Source organism: Saccharopolyspora sp. NPDC002686 (genome assembly GCF_040295745.1).
GTDB classification, from domain to species: Bacteria; Actinomycetota; Actinomycetes; order Mycobacteriales; family Pseudonocardiaceae; genus Saccharopolyspora; species Saccharopolyspora oryzae.
The window spans coordinates 1-21,789 of sequence record NZ_JBEOVY010000099.1 but is presented as its reverse complement, the minus strand read 5'-3'; the positions used below and the strand labels follow the sequence as shown (position 1 = coordinate 21,789).

The 21,789-nt window shown below is 71.9% G+C and carries 18 protein-coding genes; 6 read left to right on the top strand and 12 right to left on the bottom strand.

What is annotated here, in order from left to right; genetic code table 11:
• Window positions 1-96: 96 nt before the first annotated feature.
• Window positions 97-2,802 (bottom strand): bifunctional acetate--CoA ligase family protein/GNAT family N-acetyltransferase, encoded by a 2,706-nt coding sequence (locus ABTZ89_RS15675; protein ID WP_351044964.1) that lies wholly within the window; start codon window positions 2,800-2,802, stop codon window positions 97-99.
• A gap of 155 nt (window positions 2,803-2,957) precedes the next feature.
• On the opposite strand from ABTZ89_RS15675, the gene ABTZ89_RS15670 reads away from it, so the two are divergent.
• The 4 genes from ABTZ89_RS15670 (at window position 2,958) to ABTZ89_RS15655 (ending at window position 8,807) form a co-directional block, all read left to right on the top strand.
• Window positions 2,958-4,643 carry an NAD(P)H-dependent oxidoreductase subunit E gene (locus ABTZ89_RS15670; RefSeq protein ID WP_351044961.1) on the top strand — a complete coding sequence of 562 codons (1,686 nt, stop codon included), beginning with the start codon at window positions 2,958-2,960 and terminating at the stop codon, window positions 4,641-4,643.
• On the top strand, window positions 4,643-7,318 hold the full coding sequence (gene fdhF / locus ABTZ89_RS15665) for a formate dehydrogenase subunit alpha (RefSeq protein WP_351044958.1): 2,676 nt from the start codon (window positions 4,643-4,645) through the stop codon (window positions 7,316-7,318). Before ABTZ89_RS15670 ends, fdhF begins: the two co-directional genes overlap by 1 nt.
• 549 nt (window positions 7,319-7,867) lie before the next feature.
• Complete coding sequence (locus tag ABTZ89_RS15660) at window positions 7,868-8,098, top strand: hypothetical protein (protein ID WP_351044955.1); 231 nt, start codon at window positions 7,868-7,870, stop codon at window positions 8,096-8,098.
• Window positions 8,099-8,384: 286 nt separating this feature from the next.
• Window positions 8,385-8,807, top strand: coding sequence for a hemerythrin domain-containing protein (locus ABTZ89_RS15655; RefSeq protein ID WP_351044952.1), 423 nt, complete (start codon window positions 8,385-8,387; stop codon window positions 8,805-8,807).
• A gap of 21 nt (window positions 8,808-8,828) precedes the next feature.
• On the opposite strand, the gene ABTZ89_RS15650 is transcribed toward ABTZ89_RS15655, so the two are convergent.
• The 11 genes from ABTZ89_RS15650 to ABTZ89_RS15600 form a co-directional block, all read right to left on the bottom strand.
• A complete protein-coding gene (locus tag ABTZ89_RS15650; RefSeq protein ID WP_351044949.1) occupies window positions 8,829-9,425 on the bottom strand; it encodes an Rv1733c family protein in 597 nt (198 codons plus the stop codon).
• 79 nt (window positions 9,426-9,504) lie between these two features.
• Window positions 9,505-10,134, bottom strand: coding sequence for a V-type ATP synthase subunit D (locus ABTZ89_RS15645; RefSeq protein WP_351044946.1), 630 nt, complete (start codon window positions 10,132-10,134; stop codon window positions 9,505-9,507).
• A gap of 5 nt (window positions 10,135-10,139) precedes the next feature.
• Window positions 10,140-11,507 carry a V-type ATP synthase subunit B gene (locus tag ABTZ89_RS15640; RefSeq protein ID WP_351044943.1) on the bottom strand — a complete coding sequence of 456 codons (1,368 nt, stop codon included), beginning with the start codon at window positions 11,505-11,507 and terminating at the stop codon, window positions 10,140-10,142.
• A complete protein-coding gene (locus tag ABTZ89_RS15635; RefSeq protein WP_351044967.1) occupies window positions 11,504-13,219 on the bottom strand; it encodes a V-type ATP synthase subunit A in 1,716 nt (571 codons plus the stop codon). The genes ABTZ89_RS15640 and ABTZ89_RS15635 overlap by 4 nt, the downstream gene beginning before the upstream one ends.
• Window positions 13,216-13,719: a hypothetical protein gene (locus ABTZ89_RS15630; RefSeq protein ID WP_351044941.1), complete on the bottom strand. Its 504-nt coding sequence runs from the start codon at window positions 13,717-13,719 to the stop codon at window positions 13,216-13,218. Before ABTZ89_RS15630 ends, ABTZ89_RS15635 begins: the two co-directional genes overlap by 4 nt.
• Entirely contained in the window at window positions 13,716-13,946 is a 231-nt protein-coding gene (locus ABTZ89_RS15625) for a hypothetical protein (RefSeq protein WP_351044938.1), read from the bottom strand. Before ABTZ89_RS15625 ends, ABTZ89_RS15630 begins: the two co-directional genes overlap by 4 nt.
• Window positions 13,943-14,365 (bottom strand): ATP synthase subunit C, encoded by a 423-nt coding sequence (locus tag ABTZ89_RS15620; protein ID WP_270947715.1) that lies wholly within the window; start codon window positions 14,363-14,365, stop codon window positions 13,943-13,945. The genes ABTZ89_RS15625 and ABTZ89_RS15620 overlap by 4 nt, the downstream gene beginning before the upstream one ends.
• A complete protein-coding gene (locus ABTZ89_RS15615) occupies window positions 14,362-15,747 on the bottom strand; it encodes a V-type ATPase 116kDa subunit family protein (protein ID WP_270947716.1) in 1,386 nt (461 codons plus the stop codon). Before ABTZ89_RS15615 ends, ABTZ89_RS15620 begins: the two co-directional genes overlap by 4 nt.
• Window positions 15,734-16,645, bottom strand: coding sequence for a hypothetical protein (locus ABTZ89_RS15610; RefSeq protein ID WP_351044934.1), 912 nt, complete (start codon window positions 16,643-16,645; stop codon window positions 15,734-15,736). The genes ABTZ89_RS15615 and ABTZ89_RS15610 overlap by 14 nt, the downstream gene beginning before the upstream one ends.
• Window positions 16,642-17,088, bottom strand: a complete 447-nt coding sequence (locus tag ABTZ89_RS15605) for a hypothetical protein (RefSeq protein ID WP_351044931.1) — start codon at window positions 17,086-17,088, stop codon at window positions 16,642-16,644. Before ABTZ89_RS15605 ends, ABTZ89_RS15610 begins: the two co-directional genes overlap by 4 nt.
• 69 nt (window positions 17,089-17,157) lie before the next feature.
• A complete protein-coding gene (locus tag ABTZ89_RS15600) occupies window positions 17,158-19,899 on the bottom strand; it encodes a cation-translocating P-type ATPase (protein ID WP_502949550.1) in 2,742 nt (913 codons plus the stop codon).
• Window positions 19,900-20,059: 160 nt separating this feature from the next.
• Between ABTZ89_RS15600 and ABTZ89_RS15595 the strand changes: the two genes are divergently transcribed.
• Window positions 20,060-20,368, top strand: a complete 309-nt coding sequence (locus ABTZ89_RS15595) for a hypothetical protein (RefSeq protein ID WP_351044969.1) — start codon at window positions 20,060-20,062, stop codon at window positions 20,366-20,368.
• Window positions 20,369-20,377: 9 nt separating this feature from the next.
• A complete protein-coding gene (locus ABTZ89_RS15590; RefSeq protein WP_351044925.1) occupies window positions 20,378-21,640 on the top strand; it encodes an MgtC/SapB family protein in 1,263 nt (420 codons plus the stop codon).
• Window positions 21,641-21,789: the final 149 nt, after the last annotated feature.

The following is a 21,789-nucleotide window of genomic DNA, read 5'->3' as shown; positions in this document are numbered from 1 at the left end:
TCAGTCCTGTCACCCATGTCCTCGCCTCCGTTCCGGGAGGGCACCCCCGACCGTGGAGCACCCGCCGCAGCCCGGCTAGAGGCGATGGTCACGAGCTCACCCGCCCAGTTCGCGGAGGAGGGGATCGCCCAGCACGCGCGGTTCCAGGCGGATGCGCGCGTCCGGGATCCGCACCCCGCTGCCGGTGGCGATGACGGGATTGAGGTCGGCTTCGACGACCTCGGGCAGCAGCTCGGCCAACCGCGCGGTTCGCAGCAGCACGTCGACCACCGCACCGGTGTCCAACGCCCGGTCGGCGTCGGGGCCGAACAGTCCTGGAGCGGCCCGCAGCTCGTCGAGCATCTCGCGGGCATCGCGGGTGGTGAGCGGGACCAGCCGACGGCTGCGGTCGGCGATCAGGTCGGTGTCGGTGCCGCCCATGCCGAACACGATCATCGGCCCGAACGAGGGTTCGCTGAGCACGCCGACGAGGAATTCCCGCCCCGGTTCCACCATCGGCTGCAGCGCGGCCCCGCGGAACCCGGACCCGAAGCGCTCGCGCAAGCGCGCCCACCCGGCACGCAGGTCGGCGACGGTGGATGCATCGAGCACGATTCCTCCGGCTCGGGCTTTGTGCAGGATCCCGTCCGCGCTGACCTTGAGCGCGACGCTGCCGCCCATGTCGCGGAACGCGGTGAGGGCTTCGGCTTCGGTGCGGCACAACGTCGTGGGTACGACCGGCAGGCCGAACGAGGCGAGCAAGTCCTGCACCGCCTCGGGTTCCAGCCAGCCGCCGCCGGGTGACCGGTCCAGCGCCGCGACCACCGAGGCACGAGCGGCCGCGAGGTCGATGCCCGCGAGATCCGGCACCGCACCGCGCGGTCGGGCCAGCCAGGTCGCGTACCCGACGACGTCGGCCAGCGCTTTCGCCGCGAGCTCGGGATCCGCGAACACCGGAACCCGGAACGCGCCCGAGTCGAGCGGGCGGAACGATTCCGGCTGGCCGGGCCGCACCACCAGCACGGGCTTGTCGCACCCGCCGGCGCGAGCGCGGGCCACCGCGCCCGCCAGCGCTTCGCCCGGGTCGCCGATCGCGGTGCGCAGGACCGGCACGACGAGTGCCTGCACCGCCGGATCCCGCAGGACGGTCTCCAGGCTCGTGCCGAAGGTCGCCGCGTCGATGGTCGCCGTGGTGTCCACCGGGTTGCGCGCGCTGGCCTGCTCCGGCAGCAAGTCCTCGAGTTCTCGTTGCGCCTGCGGGAATTCCGCGAACTCGAGGCCGGCCCGCACGCAGGCGTCCGCGGCGAGCACGCCGAGCCCGCCCGCGTTGCTGACCACGGCCACCCGCGGCCCCGCGGGCAGCGGTTGCCAACTCAGCAAGCCGAGCACCGCGACGAGTTCTTCCAGGTCGTCCACCCCGATCGCACCTGTCTGCCGCAGCAGCGCATCCCGGGTGCTGCTGGGCGTGGCGGTCGCCGCGGTGTGCGAAAGGGCGGCGCGCTGCGCCACCGGACTGGTGCCGCTGCGCAGCACCACCAACGGCTTGGACCGGCCGATGCGCCGCGCCAGCCACGAGAACTTGCGGGGGTTCCCGAAGGACTCCAGGTAGAGGACACCGACCTCGGTGCGCTCGTCGCGCTCCCACCACAGCAGCGCGTCGTTGCCGCTCACGTCGTACTTGTCCCCTGTGGACACCAGGGTGGACACGCCCAGCCCAGCAGCGCTGAGCCGCTCCAGCAGCGCGATCCCCACGCCACCGGACTGCGTGACCACTCCCACCCCACCACCCGGGATCCCGGCTGCGCTGAACGTCGCGTCCAACCGGACCTGCGGGTCGGAGTTGACCAGCCCGAGGCAGTTCGGCCCCACCAGCCGCATTCCCCAGCGGCGCAAGGCGGTGAGCAGCCCGTTGGCGATCTCCGGCCGACCGGTGATCCCGGAAGCCACCACCACGAGCGCGCGCACTCCGCACCGACCGCACTCCTCGGCAACGGCGGGCACGCTCTCCGCGGGCACGCACAGCACGGCGAGTTCCGGGGGTTCCGAGATGTCGGCCACCGAGCGCACCGCAGTCACGCCGTGGACCTCGCCGCCGCTGCGGTTGACCGCGTGCACAGGTCCGGCGTATCCGCCGCGAATGATGTTGTGCAGCACGGCGTTACCGACCGATGTGGGCCGGTGCCCGGCGCCGATGACGACCACCGAGGCCGGGCTGAGCACTCGCCGCAGGCTGGCGACGTCCGCGATCCGCTCGCGGTCGCCCACCTTGGCCTGGTACGGCTCGCCGGCGTCCAGCTCGACCTCCACCTGGTAGGTCGAGCCGTCCAGGTGCGTCTTGTGCGGCAAGCCGCTGTCCCGCAGGACCTGGAGCATGGCCGAGTTCTCCGCCAGGACCTCGGCGAGGAACGTCCGGACGCCGCGCTGCCGACCCGCCGCGACCAGGTGCTCCAGCAGCAGGGTCGCGACTCCGCGCGCGTGGCGGGCGTGCTCGACCACGAACGCCACCTCGGCCGCTTCCGGGAGCAGGAGTTCGAAGTGGCCAACGCCGATCAGCCGCTCCCCCTCGAACGCGCCCAACGCCACCACGTGCGCGCCACCGGGCTCCACCAGTCCACGCAGGAACTTGTTGATGCTGGTCTCCGACGGCGCACCGAAGAACCGCAGGTAGCGGTCCTCGGCCGGGAGCGCGGTGTGCAGGCGTTCGAGCTCGGCGAGGTCGTCACGTGCCAGCGACCGAACGGTGACGACGCTGCCGTCGGCCAGCACCGCGCGCACGACCTGCACGTCCGCCCGGGGGTTCGCCCCGCCACCTGCCGTTGGCACCGGACCGGCTCCTCTCACCCGAGACCGCTCGGGGGAAGCACGCTCCACCTCGGTTGCGACGATAGGGCCCATTTGCCCTTCCAGCACGGTGGCGGAGTTGCCAGCGTGGTCGATGCCGGGGTGCACCCTGGTGCCCCGGCACCGAAGGGGGACCCGTGGGGCGAGACGCGTTCGCCGAATGGGGGCAGCGGTTCGGCCACGACGAGACCGACGTCCTCGGGCAGCTGCACGCGGCGGCGGGGCGGCACGAGCGGATCAGCCAGGACGACCTGCGCGGCATCGCCGACGAGTTCCGGCGCCCGGTCGCCGCCGTCACCGGTTCCGCCGGGTTCTACGCGGACTTCACCGGCCCGCGCGGTGCTCGCCACGTCAGGGTCTGCGCGGGCACCTCGTGCTTCGTCTCGTCCGGTGGCTCGCCCACGGCGGCTGCCGAAGCGGCGCTGGGCGTGCGAGCCGGGCAGGCCAGCGCCGACGGCTCGGTGTCGTTGGCCGAGGTCCGCTGCCTGGGCTGCTGCCACGCCTCACCGGCAGCCCTCGACGGAGACACCCCGGTCACCGGTCCCGGCCTGGGCGAGAAGTTGCGCGGCGACGGGCATCCGGCCAGTTCTGGCGCTGCGGTCCCCTTCCACGTTGCGAGCCGCACAGCCGTCGCGCTCGCGGGGCTGACCGAGGTGGAGGGCTCGTGGCAGGTGTGGCCGCGGGTCGTCAGCACCGGGATCCCGGCCTCGGTTCGCGCCGAAGTCGCACTCGCCGGCCTGCGCGGCAGGGGCGGTGCGGAGTTCCCGGTCGCGGACAAGTGGCGCGCCGCCTCCCGCGGTCCCGCACCGCGGTTCGTGGTGGCCAACGGCGACGAGGGCGATCCCGGCTCGTTCTGCGACCGGCTGCTGCTGGAAAGCGATCCGGCCCGCGTCCTGGAAGGGCTCGCCATCGCCGGGTTCGCCATCGGTGCGAACCGCGGCGTGGTGTTCGTCCGGTCCGAGTACCCGCTCGCCGTGGTGCGGATGCGGGAAGCCGTCGAAACCGCCCGCGCCGCAGGGCATTTCGGGCTGGGCGTGCACGGCTCGCCGTTCGACTTCGACGTCGAGGTCGTGCAGGGCGCGGGCTCCTACGTCGCCGGTGAGGAAACGGCGCTGCTGCACGCCGTGCAGGGCTTCCGCGGCAGTGTCCGGCCCCGGCCGCCCTACCCGACCGAGTCCGGGCTCGGCGGGCATCCCACCGCGGTCAACAACGTCGAAACGCTCGCGGCGGTGCCGTGGGTGCTGCGGCACGGCGGCGCGGCGTACGCCCAGCTCGGCAGCGGGGTCGAGACCGGCACCAAGCTGGTGTGCCTGAGCCAGCGGTTCCGCCGCCCCGGCGTGTACGAGGTCGAGTTCGGCGTTCCGCTGCGCTACCTCGTCGAAGCCCTCGGCGGTGGCCTCGAGGACGGATATCGGCTGCGCGCCCTGCAGGTCGGCGGGCCGCTCGGCGGTTTCCTGTCCCCCGACGACCTGGACGTCCCGCTGCTCGCCGAGGCCCTCGCCGATGCCGGTGTGGCGCTGGGGCACGGGAGCCTCGTCGCCGTCGACGACCGGATCACCGCGCCGGAGCTGCTGCGCCACGTGTGGCGCTTCGCCGACGCCGAGAGCTGCGGTGCCTGCACCCCGTGCCGCGTCGGCACCCGCCGCGGTCGTGAGCTCGCCGAGCGCTTCCCGACCAGATCGGAGCAAGTCCTGTCGCAGCATGAGAACCTGCTGGACGTGATGGGCGTCGGAAGTCTGTGCGCGTTCGGCCGGAGCGTTCCCGGCGCGGTGCGCAGCCTGCTCCGCGTCTACCGCGATGAGCTCTGCTCGGGAGCACGCTGATGCGCGTGATGGTCGGGCGGACGGCTGTGGACGTCGCGGACGGTGCCACAGTCCTTGAAGCCGTGCGCGCCAGCGGCGTCGACCTGCCCAGCCTCTGCCACGACGACAGGTTGTCGCCGCGCGGTTCCTGCCGCACCTGCCTCGTGCGCGCAGCAAGCCGGATCGTCGCCTCCTGCACCACGCCCGCGGCCGAGGGGATGCACGTCGAGCTCGACGACCCCGCAGCTCAGCAGGCCGCCAAGGCCGCGGTCGAGCTGATGGTCTCCGAACTCCCCGCGAGAGCGCTGGAAATCCCGGCCGAACGCAGCGAACTGGTCCGGGCCTGCACGTACTTCGGCATCACCGCAGGCAGCTTCGCAGGCGCAGGGCACGACCGGGGCACCGACCATTCACACCCGTACGTCAAGCTCGACCGCGACCTGTGCATCGCCTGCGGGCGCTGCGTGGCGATGTGCGCCGAAGTCCAGGGCACCTTCGCGCTGGAGCTCACCGGACGCGGCTTCGACACCGTCGTGGCAGCGGGTGACGGCGGGCCGTGGGTCTCCTCGCCCTGCGTGGGGTGCGGCGGCTGCGTCGACAGCTGCCCGACCGGCGCGCTGTCCGAACCCGGACTGCTCGACCTCACCCCCATCACCACGACGACAACGACCACCTGCGGTTACTGCGGCGTCGGCTGCACCCTCGACGTCCACACCCGCGACGGCACCATCGCCGCCGTCACCCCCACGCACGGCGCACCGGTCAACCGCGGTCACGCCTGCATCAAGGGCCGCTTCGCGCACACCTTCACCAGCGCCGACGACCGCCTGACCACCCCGCTGCTGCGACGCGACGGCCACCTGGTCGAAGCGAGCTGGCAGGAAGCCGCCACCGAGGTAGCCCAGCGACTTACGGAGATCCGGGACCGCCACGGCCCCGACTCCATCGCCATGATCTCCTCCGCACGCGCCACCAACGAGGAGAACTACCTGGCCCAGAAGTTCGTCCGCACGGTCATCGGCACCAACAACATCGACAACTGCTCGCGCCTGTGCCACGCCCCCTCCGCCGCCGGACTGACCGCCTCCTTCGGGCTCGCCGGCGGCACCAACCCGCTCGACGACCTCGACCGCGCGGACTGCGTGCTGCTCGCCGGCGCGAACCCCACCGAGGCGCACCCAGTCGTCGGCGCCCGGATCAAGCAGCAGGTTCTGGCCGGAGCCCGGCTCGTCGTGATCGACCCCCGCCGCACCGAGCTCGCCGCACTGGCCGACGTCCACCTGCAGGCCCGGCCCGGATCCAACGTCGCCGTCTTCAACGCGCTGGCGCACCAACTGATCGAAGACGACCTGCTGGCGCACGACTTCCTGACCGAACGCACCACCGGGCTCGACGACCTCACCGACCTGCTCCAGGACTACGCGCCGGGCACCGTCGCCAACCTCGCGGATGTTCGATCAGCTGATCTGATAGATGCCGCTAGGACTTTCGGCCGGGCAGAGCACCCCGTCATCATCTATGGACTAGGCGTCACCGAACACGCCCACGGCACCGACGGCGTGCGCACCCTAGCCAACCTCGCCATCCTGCGGGGCTCGGTCGGAACCCCCGGCTGCTGCGGAATCCTCCCGCTGCGCGGGCAGAACAACGTCCAAGGCGCATCGGACATGGGCGCGCTCCCGGACGTCCTACCCGGCTACCAGCCCGTCACCGATCCCGTGCTCCGCGACCGCTTCGGCGCGGCTTGGGGACGTCCGGTTCCGGAACGCCCCGGTCTGCGCATCCCGCAGATGTTCGACGCTGCGATCACGGGCGAGGTGCGTGCCCTGCACGTCATCGGCGAGGACATCGCAGCCAGCGACCCGAACGCCGGCCACGTCCGCGCCGCACTGCAAGCCTCTGAGCTCGTGGTCTGCCACGACCTCTTCCGCTCCCAGACCGCCGAACACGCCGACGTCGTCCTGCCCGCGGCGTCGTTCCTGGAGAAGGACGGCACCTTCGTCAACTTCGACCGCCGCTTCCAACGGGTCCGGCCTGCCCTCGCACCACCTGGAAGCGCTGCCACCGACTTCGACATCTTGAACCGCCTCGCCAGCGCAATGGGCGCAGACCTCGGGTTGCCCGAACCTGCCGACGCGATGGCCGAATGCGCCTCCCTAACAGCGGTTTTCGCCGGTATCTCCCACGAACGACTCGACGCAGAAGGCCCGTTGCACTGGCCGTGCCGCGCATCCGACGAACCAGGCGAAGCCGTCCTCCACCTGAACGGGTTCGCCACCCCAGACGGCCGGGCCGCGCTCGCCGCGCGCCCCTACCTCCCACCAGGCGAACAACCCGATGCGCAGTTCCCGCACTTGCTGGTCACCGGCCGACGGCTGGTCCACTACAACACCGGATCCATGACCCGCCGCACCGACAACACCGCACTGGTACCAGCCGAAACCCTCGAAATCCACCCCGCCGACGCCGCGCAGCTGGGCGTGGCGGAAGGCGCGGCCGTGACCATCACCAGTCGCCGGGGCCGCACCACCCTGACCGCCCACCTCAGCCGGGACGTCGTACCAGGGCAGGTCTTCGCGGCGTTCCACTTCCCCGACGCAGCGCTGAACGACCTCACCTCGCACCACACCGACACCGTCACCGGATGCCCCGAGTACAAGGTCACCGCAGTGCACGTCCAACCCGCCGGGCCGTAGCTCGGATCTAGGCCAATTGCCCCTCCCCGATGCGCGGCTGCATCGGCACAGTGGGCATCGCAGGCTCCCGCGGCAACGACCGCCGAGCTCAGGAGGGAAGGGCAAGCCCAGGACATCACCGAAGAGGCCGAGCGAGAGCTCCTGCGTTCCCTGCAAGGACGCATCGGCGAGATCATGCGGAACACCTCGAACTCCGGTGCCTGACCTGCGGTGGGCGTGACGGAAGACCCCGCTGTGTACGTGCAGAGGTGACAAGTGGATCCGCTGTTCGATGAGCAAACTACCGCTCGGGTGTTCACCCGATTACTAGACGAGGCCAGCCACGGTGCCCGCGACTCGTTTGTCCGGCGGACTATGGACGACTGCACGAGCTCGGAACTGGAAGCGTGGGCCCGATATGGCTTGACATGATCTGACGCGGCCTATGGAAGCGAGGATGACTGGGCGACGCGGCTGCGGGAGCTGTCCACCCTCGACCGTTACGTTCAGCACGCTCAACATGATCTCGATACCTCCACTGATACCGGGACCGCGACCAATTGTGTATGGATGGATGCAACCACCTTGGCCAGCGCCGTCGACCTTGTCGCCGGTCCCGCCGCGACCCTGTCGCCAGCTACGATCCTGGACCTGGAAACGTTCGTGCGTTCCGTCGTCCTCTACGAGCACGTCTTCTGCATGCCCAATGCCGAGGTCGACGTGATCTCACTCAACGAACGGCTTGGTGAGCGGATCGTGGTTGGCTTGCCACTTGTATCCGCGACTGCGCCGTCCCTATGAGCACGTCCTTGCCGATCTGGGCAGCACCGCGCGCAACCTCGGCGACGCTATCCCCGTCATGGAGCGGCTGTGGTGTAGGCCTAGTAGGGGCGACTGGGAGACGTTCCGCCGAGGCCTTGAGCGTCTCGGCACTCTCCTCATGGCCTGACACGCGGGGTCCTCGAACCTTCAACGACTTCAGCATGCTCGTCGGATGCGAGCTGCGCGCGGTCTCCCCGTCGCCTTGCGCTGGCAGGCACCGCAGGGTTCGAAAACCTAGTTCTGGACAGCGACTTCGCGATCCCAAGTGGAATCGTCGATCCGCAGACCGCCGGGATCCAGCCGTCGCCACGTCGAGAACGCGACATGGTCTGACTCCGTCGGGTCGGAGAAAGCCCTGGCCTCACTGCGCCGCGCCTCGGAGTTCCTGGACCAGCAGCTGTTCCCGCACGAACAAGCGGAGGAAGCCCGGCTCTACCCCGCGCTGGCCAGCCCGCTGGGGAGCCCAGACGCGACCGCGACCATGAGCCGCATGCACGCCGAGATCGACCGGCTCGGCCACCGCGCCGCCACCCACCTGGCATTGGCCGAATCCCACGGCCAGATCGGCGACGACCAGGTCGAAGACCTGCTCGCCACCCTGTACGGGCTGAACGCCGTGCTGCGCCCGCACTTCACGCAGGAGGAGGAGAACTACTTCGCGCTCGCCGACCGCTCCGCGGGGCGCTGATCCTGCAACCCCGCCCGCGGCTCAGAACTGCTGGCGGCGGGTCCACTTCGGTCCGACGACTTCCCACTCCCTGCCCCAGGAACGGGATGCCAGTGCCTCTCCTACAGCTCGGACGCAGGTGACGAGCACGATGCACAGCACCTCTCCCGACACCAAAGCTCCGAATGCCGACATGGTGGCCGCCCCGCGGATCTGGCGTTCGCTCAGCGGAGGTGCCGAGAGCCGATCCGAGGTGTCGACCCACAGCTGGACCGCGCTGCCCACGTCGGCGCTCGGTGCCACCGCGGCCGTCGCGAAGTGCGGAGTTCCGTCCGCCCCCGTCCAGCGCACCTCGGCCGAGTAGTGCTGGGGCTTGACGTCGGGGGCGGTCCCGACTGCGTCGGCAATGGGAGGTTTGAGCACGGTCGCGTTGACCGGGTGCCGCGTGGCAGCGGCGGCTGCGGCAGCGCGCGAGGCCGCGTTGTACGACGTCTCCCCCACTACGACCGCCACCACCGGGACACCGAAGATGGCGAAGAGGACCAGTCCGAGAACCAACGTGGCGACGACCTTGTCCAAGCGGCGCCGCAACGGATTCGACGTCAGCCCCATCGACCGCGCACACCGGCGAAGATTCATCGGATGCTCCTGGAACGGACTGATTCCAGGCTGTTCGATTCGCGGTTCCCGTTTAAGAGTCCTTCGGCCCAGCAAACCGTCAGCTCGGCTCAGAACCGGGCGGTCGCCCTTCGTCGCGTGCCCACCTCCGCAACAAGACTTCCGACCGTTCCTGCTCTTCGAGTGCGAAGTCCGCGGCGATCAGGGCGGTTCGCAGCTTCGGGATCCAGTGCCGCCGCAGCATGCGCACCCGCTGCCGGGTCGTGGCGATCTCGGCGCGGACGAGCCGCAGCGCCGTGCGGTCGGCGGCGTGCCGCAGCGCGACGTCGAGCGCGGTGTCGTGCGCTTCTGCCGCTTCGATCATCGCCGGACCGCACGGGACCGAGGTGCGCTCGTGGGACGGCGGGGTGCGGCTGACGCCGACCGGGTAGCGCACCCCCATCGACGCCGTCCAGTGCAGGGACACGTCCACCGGCGATCCCGGATCCGCCAGGCGCAGCCCGCCTTGGCCACCGAGCAGGACTGCGCGGAGCAACCAGTCTTCGGCCGCCGCAGCCGACCGCGCCCAGTCCCGGCCGCTGGCTTCCGCGCGGGCCGCCAACTGGTGCTCCTCCTGCTGCAGGGCCCGCAACTTCTGGTCCAGCAGGGCAGCACCGCGTTCGGCGACCTCCAGCCGGCGGCGCAGCCGCAACCGGCCTGCGCGCCCCGGCGGAATCCTGATCTCGGCCATCCCGATCATCCGGCTCGGTGGAGGTCGACGAGTTCGCGCGGCAGCATGGTCAGCTCGCGGACCGGGAGGTGAAGGAGCACCCGCCAGGCGCGGTCGAGCGTGTCGTCGAAGCTGCGGGACTCGTCCGGGCGCTGGGCGACCAGGTCGCGCCGGAACGCTTCCTCGAACTCGAGGTAGGCCCGGTCGGTCCGGCTCAACGCCGTCGCTCCGATCAGGTCGGAGAGCTCCCGCACCTGCCGGGCCCGCGCGAGCGCCGCGACGAGCTGCGCGGCCACCGGCAGGTGGTCCGCGCGGGTCCGGTCCGGGCCCGCTCCAGCGCGCATGAGCCGGGACAGCGAGGACAGCGGGTCGACCGGCGGGTAACCGCTCCGCTCTCGCGACAGCACGACCTGGCCTTCGGTGATGTAGCCGGTCAGGTCGGGCACGGGGTGGGTGATGTCGCCGCCCGGCATGGTGAGCACGGGCAGCACCGTGACCGACCCCGCCCGGCCCCGGATCCGGCCGCACCGCTCGTAGATCGCGGCCAGGTCGCTGTAGAGGTAACCGGGGTAGGCGCGGCGCCCCGGGATCTCGCCCCGCGCCGCGGAGATCTCGCGGAGGGCCTCGGCGTAGCTGGTCATGTCGCTGAGCACGACGAGCACGTGCCGGCCCGCGTCGAAGGCCAGTTCCTCGGCGATGGTCAGCGCCAGCCTCGGGGTGAGGATCCGCTCGATCACCGGCTCGTCGGCGGTGTTGACCAGCAGCACGAGCTCACCGGCGGCGGACCGGCGGGCCAGGGAGTCTCGGACGTGCGCGACGTCGCCGTGGGTCAGGCCCATGCCTGCGAACACCACCGAGAACGGCTCGCCCACGGCGGTGGCCTGCGCCGCGATCTGCGTCGCCAGCTCCAGGTGCGGCAGGCCCGGCGGGGAGAACACCGGCAGCTTCTGCCCGCGCACCAGCGTGGTCAAGGCGTCCACTGCGGACAGACCGGTGAGCACGGGTTCGGCCGGGGGTTCGCGGTGCACCGGGTTGATCGGCGCTCCCGACACCTCGGCCAGCCGTGCGCCGAACACCGGCGGTCCGCCGTCGACGGGGTCGCCGCGGCCGTTGCAGACGCGCCCCAGCCAGCCCGGCCCGACCGGGATGCGCAGCGGTTCACCGGTGAACTCCACCTGGGTTCCGGCGGTGTCCATCCCGGCGGTGCCCTCCAGCACCTCGACGACGGCCAGCTCCCGGTCGGCCTCCAGCACGAGGCCGTGCCGGACCTCCCCGGTGGCCAGCCGGATCCGCGCGAACTCGTCCCAGCCGACGCCGCGCACCCCGGTGACGACCACCAGCGGGCCGCGCAGCTCGCGGATCCCGGTGTACTCGACGCGCGGCCCGGCGGTCACGGCGCCAACTCCTGCAGCTGGGCGAGCACCGCACCGCACCGGCGCTCGGCTTCCGCCGCGTCGTGCGGGCCGACCTCTTCCCGCACGCGCGCCAGGGGCGTGAAGTCGAACTCCTCGACCGATTCGGCGGCGACCCCCGCCCCCACCAGGTGCTGGCACTCGTCGGCGACCGCCAGCACACCTTCCACCAGCGCCACCGCCTTCTCCGGCGGGCAGAATGAGTCCGATGTGGACAATGCGTTCTGCTGCAGGACCGCTTCGCGCAGCAACCGCCCGCCGAGCAGCACCACCCGCTCCCGCTCCGGCAGCGCACCGACCCCGACGAGCTCGGCGAACTCGGCCAGCCGATCGGACTCGGCGAGCAGGTCCACCACCCGGGCGCGGCGCCGGGACCAGCCCGGATCACCGGACCGCTCCTGGTGGCGCGCCACGAGTTCGGCATCCCGGGAGAACGACTCCGACCACGACACCGCCGGGTAGTGCCGCGCGTAGGCCAGATCCCGGTCGAGCGCCCACCGGCACCGCACGAACCGCTCGGTGTGGACGGTCACCGGCTCCGTGACGTCCCCGCCCGGCGGGGACACCGCGCCCAGGATGGTCACCGACCCCGCCGATCCGCCGAGCGCATCGACGGCTCCGGCCCGCTCGTAGAACGCCGCCAGCGCCGACGCCAGATCGGCGGGGTACCCCTCCTCCGCGGGTAGCGCCCCGGTGCGGGAGGCGAACTCGCGCAGCGCTTCGGCCCAGCGGGAGGTGGAGTCGGCGATGACCACGACGTCGTGGCCCATGTCGCGGAAGTGCTCGGCGACGGTGACCCCGGTGTAGATGCTGGCTTCCCGAGCCATCATCGGCATGTTCGAGGTGTTGGCGATGACCACCGTGCGATCGGCGAGCCGCCCGCCGGTGCGCGGATCGTCGAGCGCGAACAGCTCGGCGACGATCTCGGCCATCTCGTTGCCGCGCTCCCCGCAACCGACGTAGACGATCACGTCGGCGTCGCACCACTTGGCCACCTGCTGCAGCAGCACGGTCTTGCCGGTGCCGAAACCTCCCGGAACCCCAGCTGTGCTGCCACGCGCGACGGGGAACAGCACGTCCAGCACGCGCTGTCCCGTGTGCAGGGGCCCGACCTCCTCACGCCTCCCCCGGTGCGGGCGCGGACGGCGCACCGGCCAGTCGGTCCACAAGCCCACCGGTGTCTCGTCGACCTTCGCGATCACAGCGTCCTGCGGCTGCTCGCCCTCAGCCAGTTCCTGCACCGCGCCGGCGATGCCCGGCGGCACAAGCACTCGGTACTCCGGCGGCCCGACGTCCCGCACGACGCCGAGCACATCTCCCGCTGCCACGTGGTCGCCCACCGCCGTTCGCGGCTCGAACTGCCACGTTCTCGTCGCCTCCGGCTGGCCTGCTCCCGCGACCAGGAACGTAGGTGCTGTGGATAGGGGGCGCAGCAGGCCGTCGAAGACGTTGCCGAGCAAGCCGGGCCCGAGGTGGGCGACCAGCGGGGTTCCCCTCGGCAGCACCGGTCCGCCGGGTGCGAGCCCACCGGTGTACTCGTAGGCCTGCACGGTGACGACGCCGTCGCGGACCGCCACGACCTCGCCCGGCAGGCCTGCGGGGCCGAGCGCGACCAGCTCCGACATCGCGACCGGCCCCAGCCCGTCGACCTCCACCAGGGGCCCGGCGACCCGCCTGACCCGCCCGGCGCTCATGGCGTCCACAGCCGTTCCACGTCGGCCCCCAGTTCCTCGACCGCGCGCGCCGCGGCCGTCCGGAAGCTGAGATCCACCAGGCGTCCCGGCACTCGCCCGATCACGCCGCCACCGGGTGCGTCGACCACCTCCGCCTCGCTGCCGAGAGCCGATCGCACCCTGCCCCGCAACCGATCCCGCAGCGCCTGGTCGTCCAGCTGGGAGAGCCGGGCGGTGACCTCACCGATCAGTTCCTCGAAGGCCTCGCGCTGCGCGGCCAGCTCGACCGCACGCTCGGACCGACGGCGCCGGGCCTCTTCCGCGCTGCGTGCGGCTGCGGCGTCCTCGCGACCCCGCGCAACCGCTTTGTCGACGGCGGCGCTGCTGGCCTCCCGAGCCTCGGCGATCAAGGTTTCGGCTTCCCGGCGTGCGACACGCAGTTCCGCGTCGGCCTCGCGCTGGGCTCGCGCGATCACGCCATCGCGCAGCGGAACCAGTGCATTCCGCATCGGGGCGGTCACGGCGGCAGCACCACGACGAGGGGTGATGCACGCCCGTCCAGCTGCTCGCCGAGTGCCTCGACCGCAGTCGGCGTCAAGATCACCACCGCGACGCCGTCGTCCAGCTCCTCCCACGACCGCTGCACGGCCGCCGCGTCTTCCGCCGCCAGGACGACGACTCCGGCGAGGCACCAGCCCTGCACCCTGAGCCGCTCCCCGATCGCCACCACGGTGCCCACGGCGGTCACGCCTTGCCGATGAGGATGACCGACACGATCAACCCGTAGATGGCGATCCCCTCGGCCAGCCCGACGATGACCATGGCCCGACCGAACAGCTCGGGCCGTTCGCTGAGCGCGGCCAACGCCGCCGCACCGGTGTAGGCCACGGCGATCGACGCGCCGATCGACGAACCTGCGACCGAGATCGCCGCGCCGAGCAGTGCCGCCCAGTTCCCGCCCGCAGGATCCGGCGGAACCGCGGCGGGAACGGCCTCCGCGGCACCGCCCGTCACCACCGCGATCAGCACCACGAGGGCCGCCAACAGCAGAACCACGTCCAGCGCGAGGAAGACCCCCAGCACCGCACGACCCTTGCGCCGCAGCAGGAGCAGCGCCCCCAGCACCGCCACCAGGAACACGGGCAACCCCAGCAACCAGGCGATCACGGCTCCTCCTCCGGAAACTCCACCACCGGCACGTGCCAGGGCTGGAAAGGCCTGCCCTCGACGGCGAAAACGCGCGAGAACAGCTCGTAGAACTCCAGCCGCAGGGCCTGGATCCCGGCCACCAGCGCCTCCAGCGCGAAGGCGAGGGCGTTTCCCGCCGCGAAGAGACCGATCGCCGCCAACACCCCCAGCGGACCCGCTCCGAACAACGCGGTGGTGCCCTGCCACACCAACCAGCCCAGCGCGGCGTGGGTGAGCCCGAAAGCGGCCAGCCGCGCGAAGGAAACCAGGTTCGAACCGACGCGGACAACGGCGTCGAACGCCTGCACCCCCGATTGGAGCGCGCCCGCTGCCCCGCCGCTCGTCGTCGCGTAGTACCCGGCACCGGCCAGCAGAACTCCCACGACCGCAACACCTCCCCCCACCGCAGCCAGCACGCCGCTGGACAGGTAGAGCCCGCCTGCCACGCACCCGATGCCGAGGAGCAGCGCCGCTCCAGCGATCCCCGACGAGGCGTAGACAGCGAGCTGCGGACCGCCCTCGCGCCACCGGTTGACGATCGCGACCGCGTACGCCGCTGCGAGCAGCACCGCGCCGACAGCGACCGCCGAGGTCAGCAACCGGATCGGCTCGGCCAGCGGTGCCAGCCACAGCACGGGCACCACTCCGGTCGGGCCGAAGAACTCCCCGTACAGCAGGCCGAACACGGCACCGGTGGCACCGGCACCGGTCACGAACGGCCACACGTGACGCCACTTCGCCAGCCGACTCGGCCGCCCGAACGCCAGCAGCACTCCGGCCAGCACCAGCAGTAGGCCGTGCCCGAGATCGCCGAACATCATCCCGAACATCAGCACGTAGGCGACCCCGGCCGGCAACGTCGGATCAACGTCGGGATACGCCACGGTGCCGTAGGTCCGCACCACGCCGGAGAACGACCGCCGCACCGCACCGCCCGCGCGCAGCGACGTCGGTGGATCAACACCGCGCGGAGCGGGAAGCGGCACCACCGCGCCACCGATCGCCGCCAGGTCTTCGGCCAGTCCGGGCAGATCCGGGCGCGCGCACCACCCGGCCAGCCCAGCCACCGAGCCACGTCGAACCGCGATAGCCGAGTGGCCTTCGAGCTCTGCCTCACCGGCCAGGAGATCCGCCCTGCCAGTCCGTTCCAGGAGGTCCAGGTCGGGCCGCTGCGCCGCCAACTTCGGCGCGACCTCGCCCCCTCCCGCGCGATGCAGCCGCTGCTCCGCCTCCCCGCCCGGCTCGAACTGGACCACCCCGGCTCCAGCCACGCGCACCAGCACCTCGCGGAGCGAATCAGCCGGCGCGAGAACGGCCACTCGCTGCATCCGGACCGGCAGCACCGCCTCACGCCAGGACATCGAAGGCCTCCAACGGTCGACCACCTCGAGCCGAGATCTCCAGCGCAGCCCGCACCTTCCGGGCATCCACCCCCAGCAACACCGCGCACCCGACCACAACGTCCGGCCCGAACCCGGTCGTCCGCAACAGCTCGAGGGCGTCCCGGGCCACTTGGTCCCACCAGCGGACCTCCGCCCGCCACAGCTCACCCGGACCGTCCACATCGGACAGGACCCATCGCGCGTCGCCGCGCAGCCGGGCCCGCAGGTCGGCGAACGAAGCGGATCCGACGGCATCGGCGCCGAGCAGGACGGCAGCTCGGCGGACGGCCGGTTCCGCCAGCGGCTGTTCGGCGAGGAAGCGCTCGCGGGCGAAAAGCAGCGCGGCGCCACCAGCTGCCCAGTCCTGCGCTCGCGGCACGCGCTCGGCCACCCGCACCGCCCACGCGAACTGCACTCCCACGGCGATCGTCCGGGGATCCGATCCACCGGGATCACCCCACGGCGACGCGGCGAGCTCCTCCCGCATCTGCTCCGGGCTCGCCGCCCGAGCCAACCTCGGCCACGACACGGCCAGCGAACCCAGCAGGTACGGCGGAGTCCCCGGCTGCTGGACCTGCTCCACGACGTTGGCCACCTCGAACCAGCCCGCCAGCGCCCGCACCGACTCCGCACCTTCACGGGGCAACCAACCCGCCAGCACGCGCAGGTGCCACAGCACCGTCGCAGCCACTGCCCGCTGGGCGTCCTCCAGCGATTGGCCGGGACGAATCCCGCGCTGGTACGGCCCTGCCGCGAGCTGCTGCAACACCTCCTCCAACGAAGCGCGCGACGCCAGTTCCCGCGCACCACCCGCTCCCACGCGGCGGCTGAGCATCGACCTGGCCCGCACGCACCCGGCGCTCCACGCCGCACTCATGGCGTGGTCTCCGGCGATTCGCCGAGAGCCGTCAGCGCCACGGCCACGGCTCGATCGGCCATCGCCGGCATGCGTTCACGGGCAAGCGCCTTCAACTCGTCCGCAGCGCGGTCCGCCGATGCGGCAGTGCGCACCGATTCCGCCGCGGACTGCCGGTACGCCTCGGACACGACCGCTGCACGCGCCTCGGCCGCCCGCATCCCGGAATCGGCGACGATCGCGTCCGCCTGCTCCCGCGCCCGCTGCCGAACCAGCTCGGCCTCCTGCCGCCCCGCCGCGCGGATCCGCTCCGCCTCGGCCTCGGTGTCCGCCAGCAGTTCGAACACCGGTGCCAGCTCAGCGGCCAACTCCGCCACGCGATCGGCAGGCACTCCTCTACAGGCCGCAGCGCCGGGCGTGCCCGCTGGGCGGAAGCGCTCGAAGAACCGGCGAAGTCGCAGCATCCCGCGTCCCCCTCACACGCGGTCTGAATGCACCGATGGTCGCGCAGACCACCCACCCGCGCACACCGTTCATCCACCTCGGCCGGCGCCTTCGTCCACGGGCCGGTTGCGGCGCAGGAAGTACTTGCGCAGCTCGTCGGCTCCCCAGACCACAACGGGGAAGGCGATCAGCAGCAGGAGGTCCTCAGGTGGGAGCGGTGCGGTGCCGAGCAGCGCCTGCAGCGGCGGGGCGTAGACGAACACGGCGACGAGGACGATCTCCCCCGCGATCGCGGCCAGCAGGTAGGGGTTGGACAGCACACCGACCGAACGCAGCGAGGCGCTCTGGGTGCGAACGGCGAACGCGGTGCCGATCTGACCGGCGACCATGCCGAGGAAGGCCATCGTCGTCGCCTGCTGGTACGCGTGGTGCAGCGGTCGTCCCGGGTCGACGGCGGCACCGGGATGCCAACCCGCTTTTACCAGCACGTAGAAGAAGCCGCCCAGCTGCAGGACCGCGACGACGAGCCCGAGGAACAGCCACGCGCGCAGCAGCATCGGAGGGCGGATCACGCCTTCCGCCCGGGGCCGGGGCGCCCGCTGCATGATCCCCGGCTCGGCGGGCTCGCGGCTGAGCGCCAGCGCGGGCAGCGTCTCGCTGCCCACGTCGAAGGCGAGTATCTGCAGGATCGTCAGGGGAAGCGGGATCGCACCGCCGCTGAGCGCGAAGACCAGGAACGGCACGGTCTCCGGTGTGGCGTGGGCGAAGATGTAAATGATGAACTTGCGGACGTTGTCGTAGATCCTCCGCCCAGCCCGGACCGCAGCGACGATCGACGCGAAGTTGTCGTCGGTCAGCACCATCGTCGCGGCCTCCCGTGCGACGTCGGTGCCGGAACGCCCCATCGCCACCCCGATGTCGGCTCGGCGCAGCGCCGGCGCGTCGTTGACCCCGTCGCCGGTCATGGCGACCACGTGCCCTTGTTCGCGCAACGCGTTGGCGACGTGCAGCTTCGCTTCCGGGGATGCTCGGGCGAAGATGACCTCCGGTTCGCCGCGCAGCAAGGAGTCCAGCTCGACGTCGTGCAGCTCGGCGCTGACGACCGCGGGGTGCTCGCCGGTGATGCCCACGCGTCGGGCGATCGCCGCAGCCGTCTTCGGGTGGTCGCCGGTGATCACGATGATGCGGATACCGGCCGTGCGGCAGTGCGCGACCGCCTCGGCGACACCGGCGCGCGGTGGATCCAGCATGGCGACCAGGCCGACGAAGCAGAGCTCGCGCTCGGCGTCCCCGCGCCGGTGCGGCGGTCGCTTCCCCGCCGGTAGCGCGCGTTGCGCCAGCGCCAGGACCCGGAGCCCGTCGGAGGCGAAACGATCGACCTGACCGGTGATGCGGGATCGCTCGGCGGCATCGAGCGGGGCTTCGCTCCCCCGTTCGTCCAGCCACGAAGTGCACAGCGGGACGAGTGCTTCCGGTGCGCCCTTGGCGTGCACGGCCAGGCCGCCGTCGTGCACGTCGATGGTCGACATGAGCTTCAGCTCGGGGTCGAAGTGGAACTGCCAGCGGCGCATCGCTTCGCGCTCGGCCACCTCGGTGTTCACCCCCACCTCGTGTGCCGCCTCGAGGAGTGCGACCTCGGTCGGATCCCCGCTCGGCTGCTCGCCGTCGGACAACCGGGCGTTGTTGCACGCCGCAGCGACGCGGCCGAGGGCACGCACCGCGGAGTCGGGCTCCCGCCGGCCCGCGTCGAGGTCGACCTGACCGGCAGCCGTCCAGACCGCAGTGGGGTGCATCCGGTTCTCGGTCAGCGTTCCGGTCTTGTCGGTGCAGATGACATCGGTCGAGCCCAGGGTTTCCACCGCGGACAGCCGCTTCACCAACGCCCCGTACGACGACGCCAAAGCACGCACCGCGACAGCCAGAGCGAGCGTGATGACCGGCAGCAGGCCCTCCGGCACCATCCCGGCCAGCAGCCCCGCAGCGAAGACGAGCGAATTGACCAGCGACAGGTGCGCACCGAGCGTGCCCAACGGGATGAACGCCAGGACCAGCGCCACCGACACCGCCGCGATCAACCACGCCACCCGGCGGACCTGCCGCTCCAGCGGACTCAGCTCCTGCTCCACGCGCTCGGACAGCGCGGCGATCCGCCCCAGCTCGGTGTGCGCGCCGGTCGCGTAGACCACGCCGTGCGCCTCGCCCCCGGTGCAGTTGGTCCCGCTGAAGACCAGATCGTGCGCCGCGAGCACCGGAACGTCGACGTCGAGCATGGACGCCGAGCGCAACGCGGGCACCGATTCGCCCGTCAACGCCGCCATGTCCACCTCGACAGCGCCCGCCAGCAGCCGGATGTCGGCGGCGACGCGATCCCCTTCCGCGATGACCACGATGTCGCCCGGCACCAGTTCCGCGGCGTCGACCTCCCGGGGCGAGCCGTCGCGCACCGCCTTGGCCCGCAGCGGCAGGTACTTCGCCAGGGCTTCGACGGCCCGCTCGGCCTCCACCTCCTGCACGAAGGCGAACGCCGCGTTGAGCACGATGATCAGGAGCACCGCCGCCGCGACGACCTGCGAACCCACGATCCAGAGCAGCGCCGTGGCCAGCCACAGCAGCAGCGCCAGCGGGTGGGTGAACTGGCGCGCCAGCTCCCCCGGCCACCGCAGCCCGCCCCGCCGTTGCAGCTCGTTCCGCCCGTACTGCACGAGGCGGCGCTGCGCTTCCGCGCTCGTCAGCCCCCTGCGCGAACTGCGCAAGTCACGCAGGAGCAACTGCGCGGCCTCCTCCGGATCCAAATCAGGTGGCCGCACCCACGAATCGCGTTGGCTCCTCATCAATCCCCGACCAACCGCTCTCGACGAACCGAGCTCCGTGTCCATGCTCACCACGAGCCCTCCCCGGGCCCAGAGCCGAACGCCACCACACCGCCTGGCGCATCCACCGTGCTGGGCGAGACTGGAAAGGCTCGTTGGACCGCACACCGGGGTGTCCGCGATGGCTGGATTCGAATCTCTGTACCGGCACGGTTTCGCGCGGGTGGCCGCAGGCGTGCCCGTGGTCGGCGGTGCCGACCCCGAGCTCAACGCCGACCGCACCATCGAGCTGGCACGACGCGCGGCCGCCGACCACGCGGTGCTCGCGCTCTTCCCCGCCCAGAGCAGCCAGTTCAAGCGCTCGGCACTGCCCAACGGCCCCAAGATCGGCTCCGGTGGCGCGCTGCCACCGCGCGGCGACTGGCGCGCCCCCAGCGACGCGACCGCCCGTGCGTGGCTCGACGAGCTGGACCGCGACGTCCCCGGCTGACGGTGCCCGGTGGACACCACGACCGCCCTGCTGCACTTCGCCACCGCGCTGGCGATCGGGCTGATGCTGGGCTTGGAGCGCGAGCACAGCACCGCCGGTCAGCCGGTGCGCCCGGCGGGATCGCGGACGTTCTCGCTGCTGGGCGTGGCCGGTGCGGTCGCCGCTGCCATCGGCCCGGCGGTGCTGATCACCACCCTCGCCGCGGCGAGCGCGCTGGTCATCGCCTGGTACCTGCTGGCCGCGCGGGCCGAAGGCGCGGACCTGGGTGCGACGACCGAAGTCGCGGCCATCGCCACCGTGCTGCTCGGCGCGCTGGCCTGGACCCGGCCGACCTGGGCGGTGCCGATCGCCGTCGGCGTCGTCGCACTGCTGGCCGCCAAGCGCCCGCTGCACCGGTTCGCGACGCGGCTGGTCAGCGACCAGGACATCGGCGACGCGATCCGGTTGTTCGTGGTGGCGTTCGTGATCTACCCGCTGCTGCCGGACCAGCCGCTCGGCCCCTACGGTGCGCTCAACCCGTCCCGGATCTGGTTGCTGGTCATCGCGATCACCGTCATCGGCTGGGCCGGGTACGTGGCCGTGCGCGAACTCGGCGAACGCCACGGGCTGCTGGTCGTCGGCTTCCTCGGCGGGTTCGTGTCCGCCTCGGCCACCACCGTCGTGCTGGCCAGGCGCACCGAGAGCGGGGTGCGGACGGCGGTCCTGCCCGCGGTGCTCGCCGCGAGCGTGGCCACGCTGGTGCAGCTCGTGCTGCTGACCGCCGTGGCCAACCCCCAGGTCGCCGTCCGGCTCGTCCCCGCGACGATCGCCGGTTCCGCAGTCCTGCTCGCCGAGGTCGGCCTGCTGCTGCGCTTCGCTCGACCCGCCGAGCAGGGCTCCAGCCAGGACGGGAGCGGGGAACAACCCCGCTCCGCGTTCCAGCGACCGCTCTCGCTGCGGATCACCCTGTCGCTGACCCTGCTGCTGGTGCTGCTCCTGCTGGCCACGCGCGCGGCCGCCGACCTGATCGGTCCGCAGGGCGTGATCGCCGCAGCGTTCGTGGGCGGGCTCGCCGACACCCACACCGCAGCGGTCGCCGCGGCGTCGCTGGCCGGCACCGTCATCCCGGTGCACACCGCAGTGCTCGGCGTCAGCGCAGCGCTGCTGAGCAACACGCTGATCAAACTCGTCCTCGCCGCAGTTGCCGGCGGTCCGCGCTTCGCGCTCCGGTTGGCCGCGCTGCTCCTGCTGCCCGCCGCCGCCGTGGCCGCGGGGATCGTCGTGACCGGTTGACCGCTCGGTGGGAGCGGGAGCGGAAGTGGGTACTCCGCGAGCACGCCGATTCCAGGTGTGGAGCAGTCATGGTCGCAACCAGCATCGATCCGAACCTCCACCGCGCCGTGCTGTTCGGCATGGACGGGGTGCTGACCGACACCGCGCGG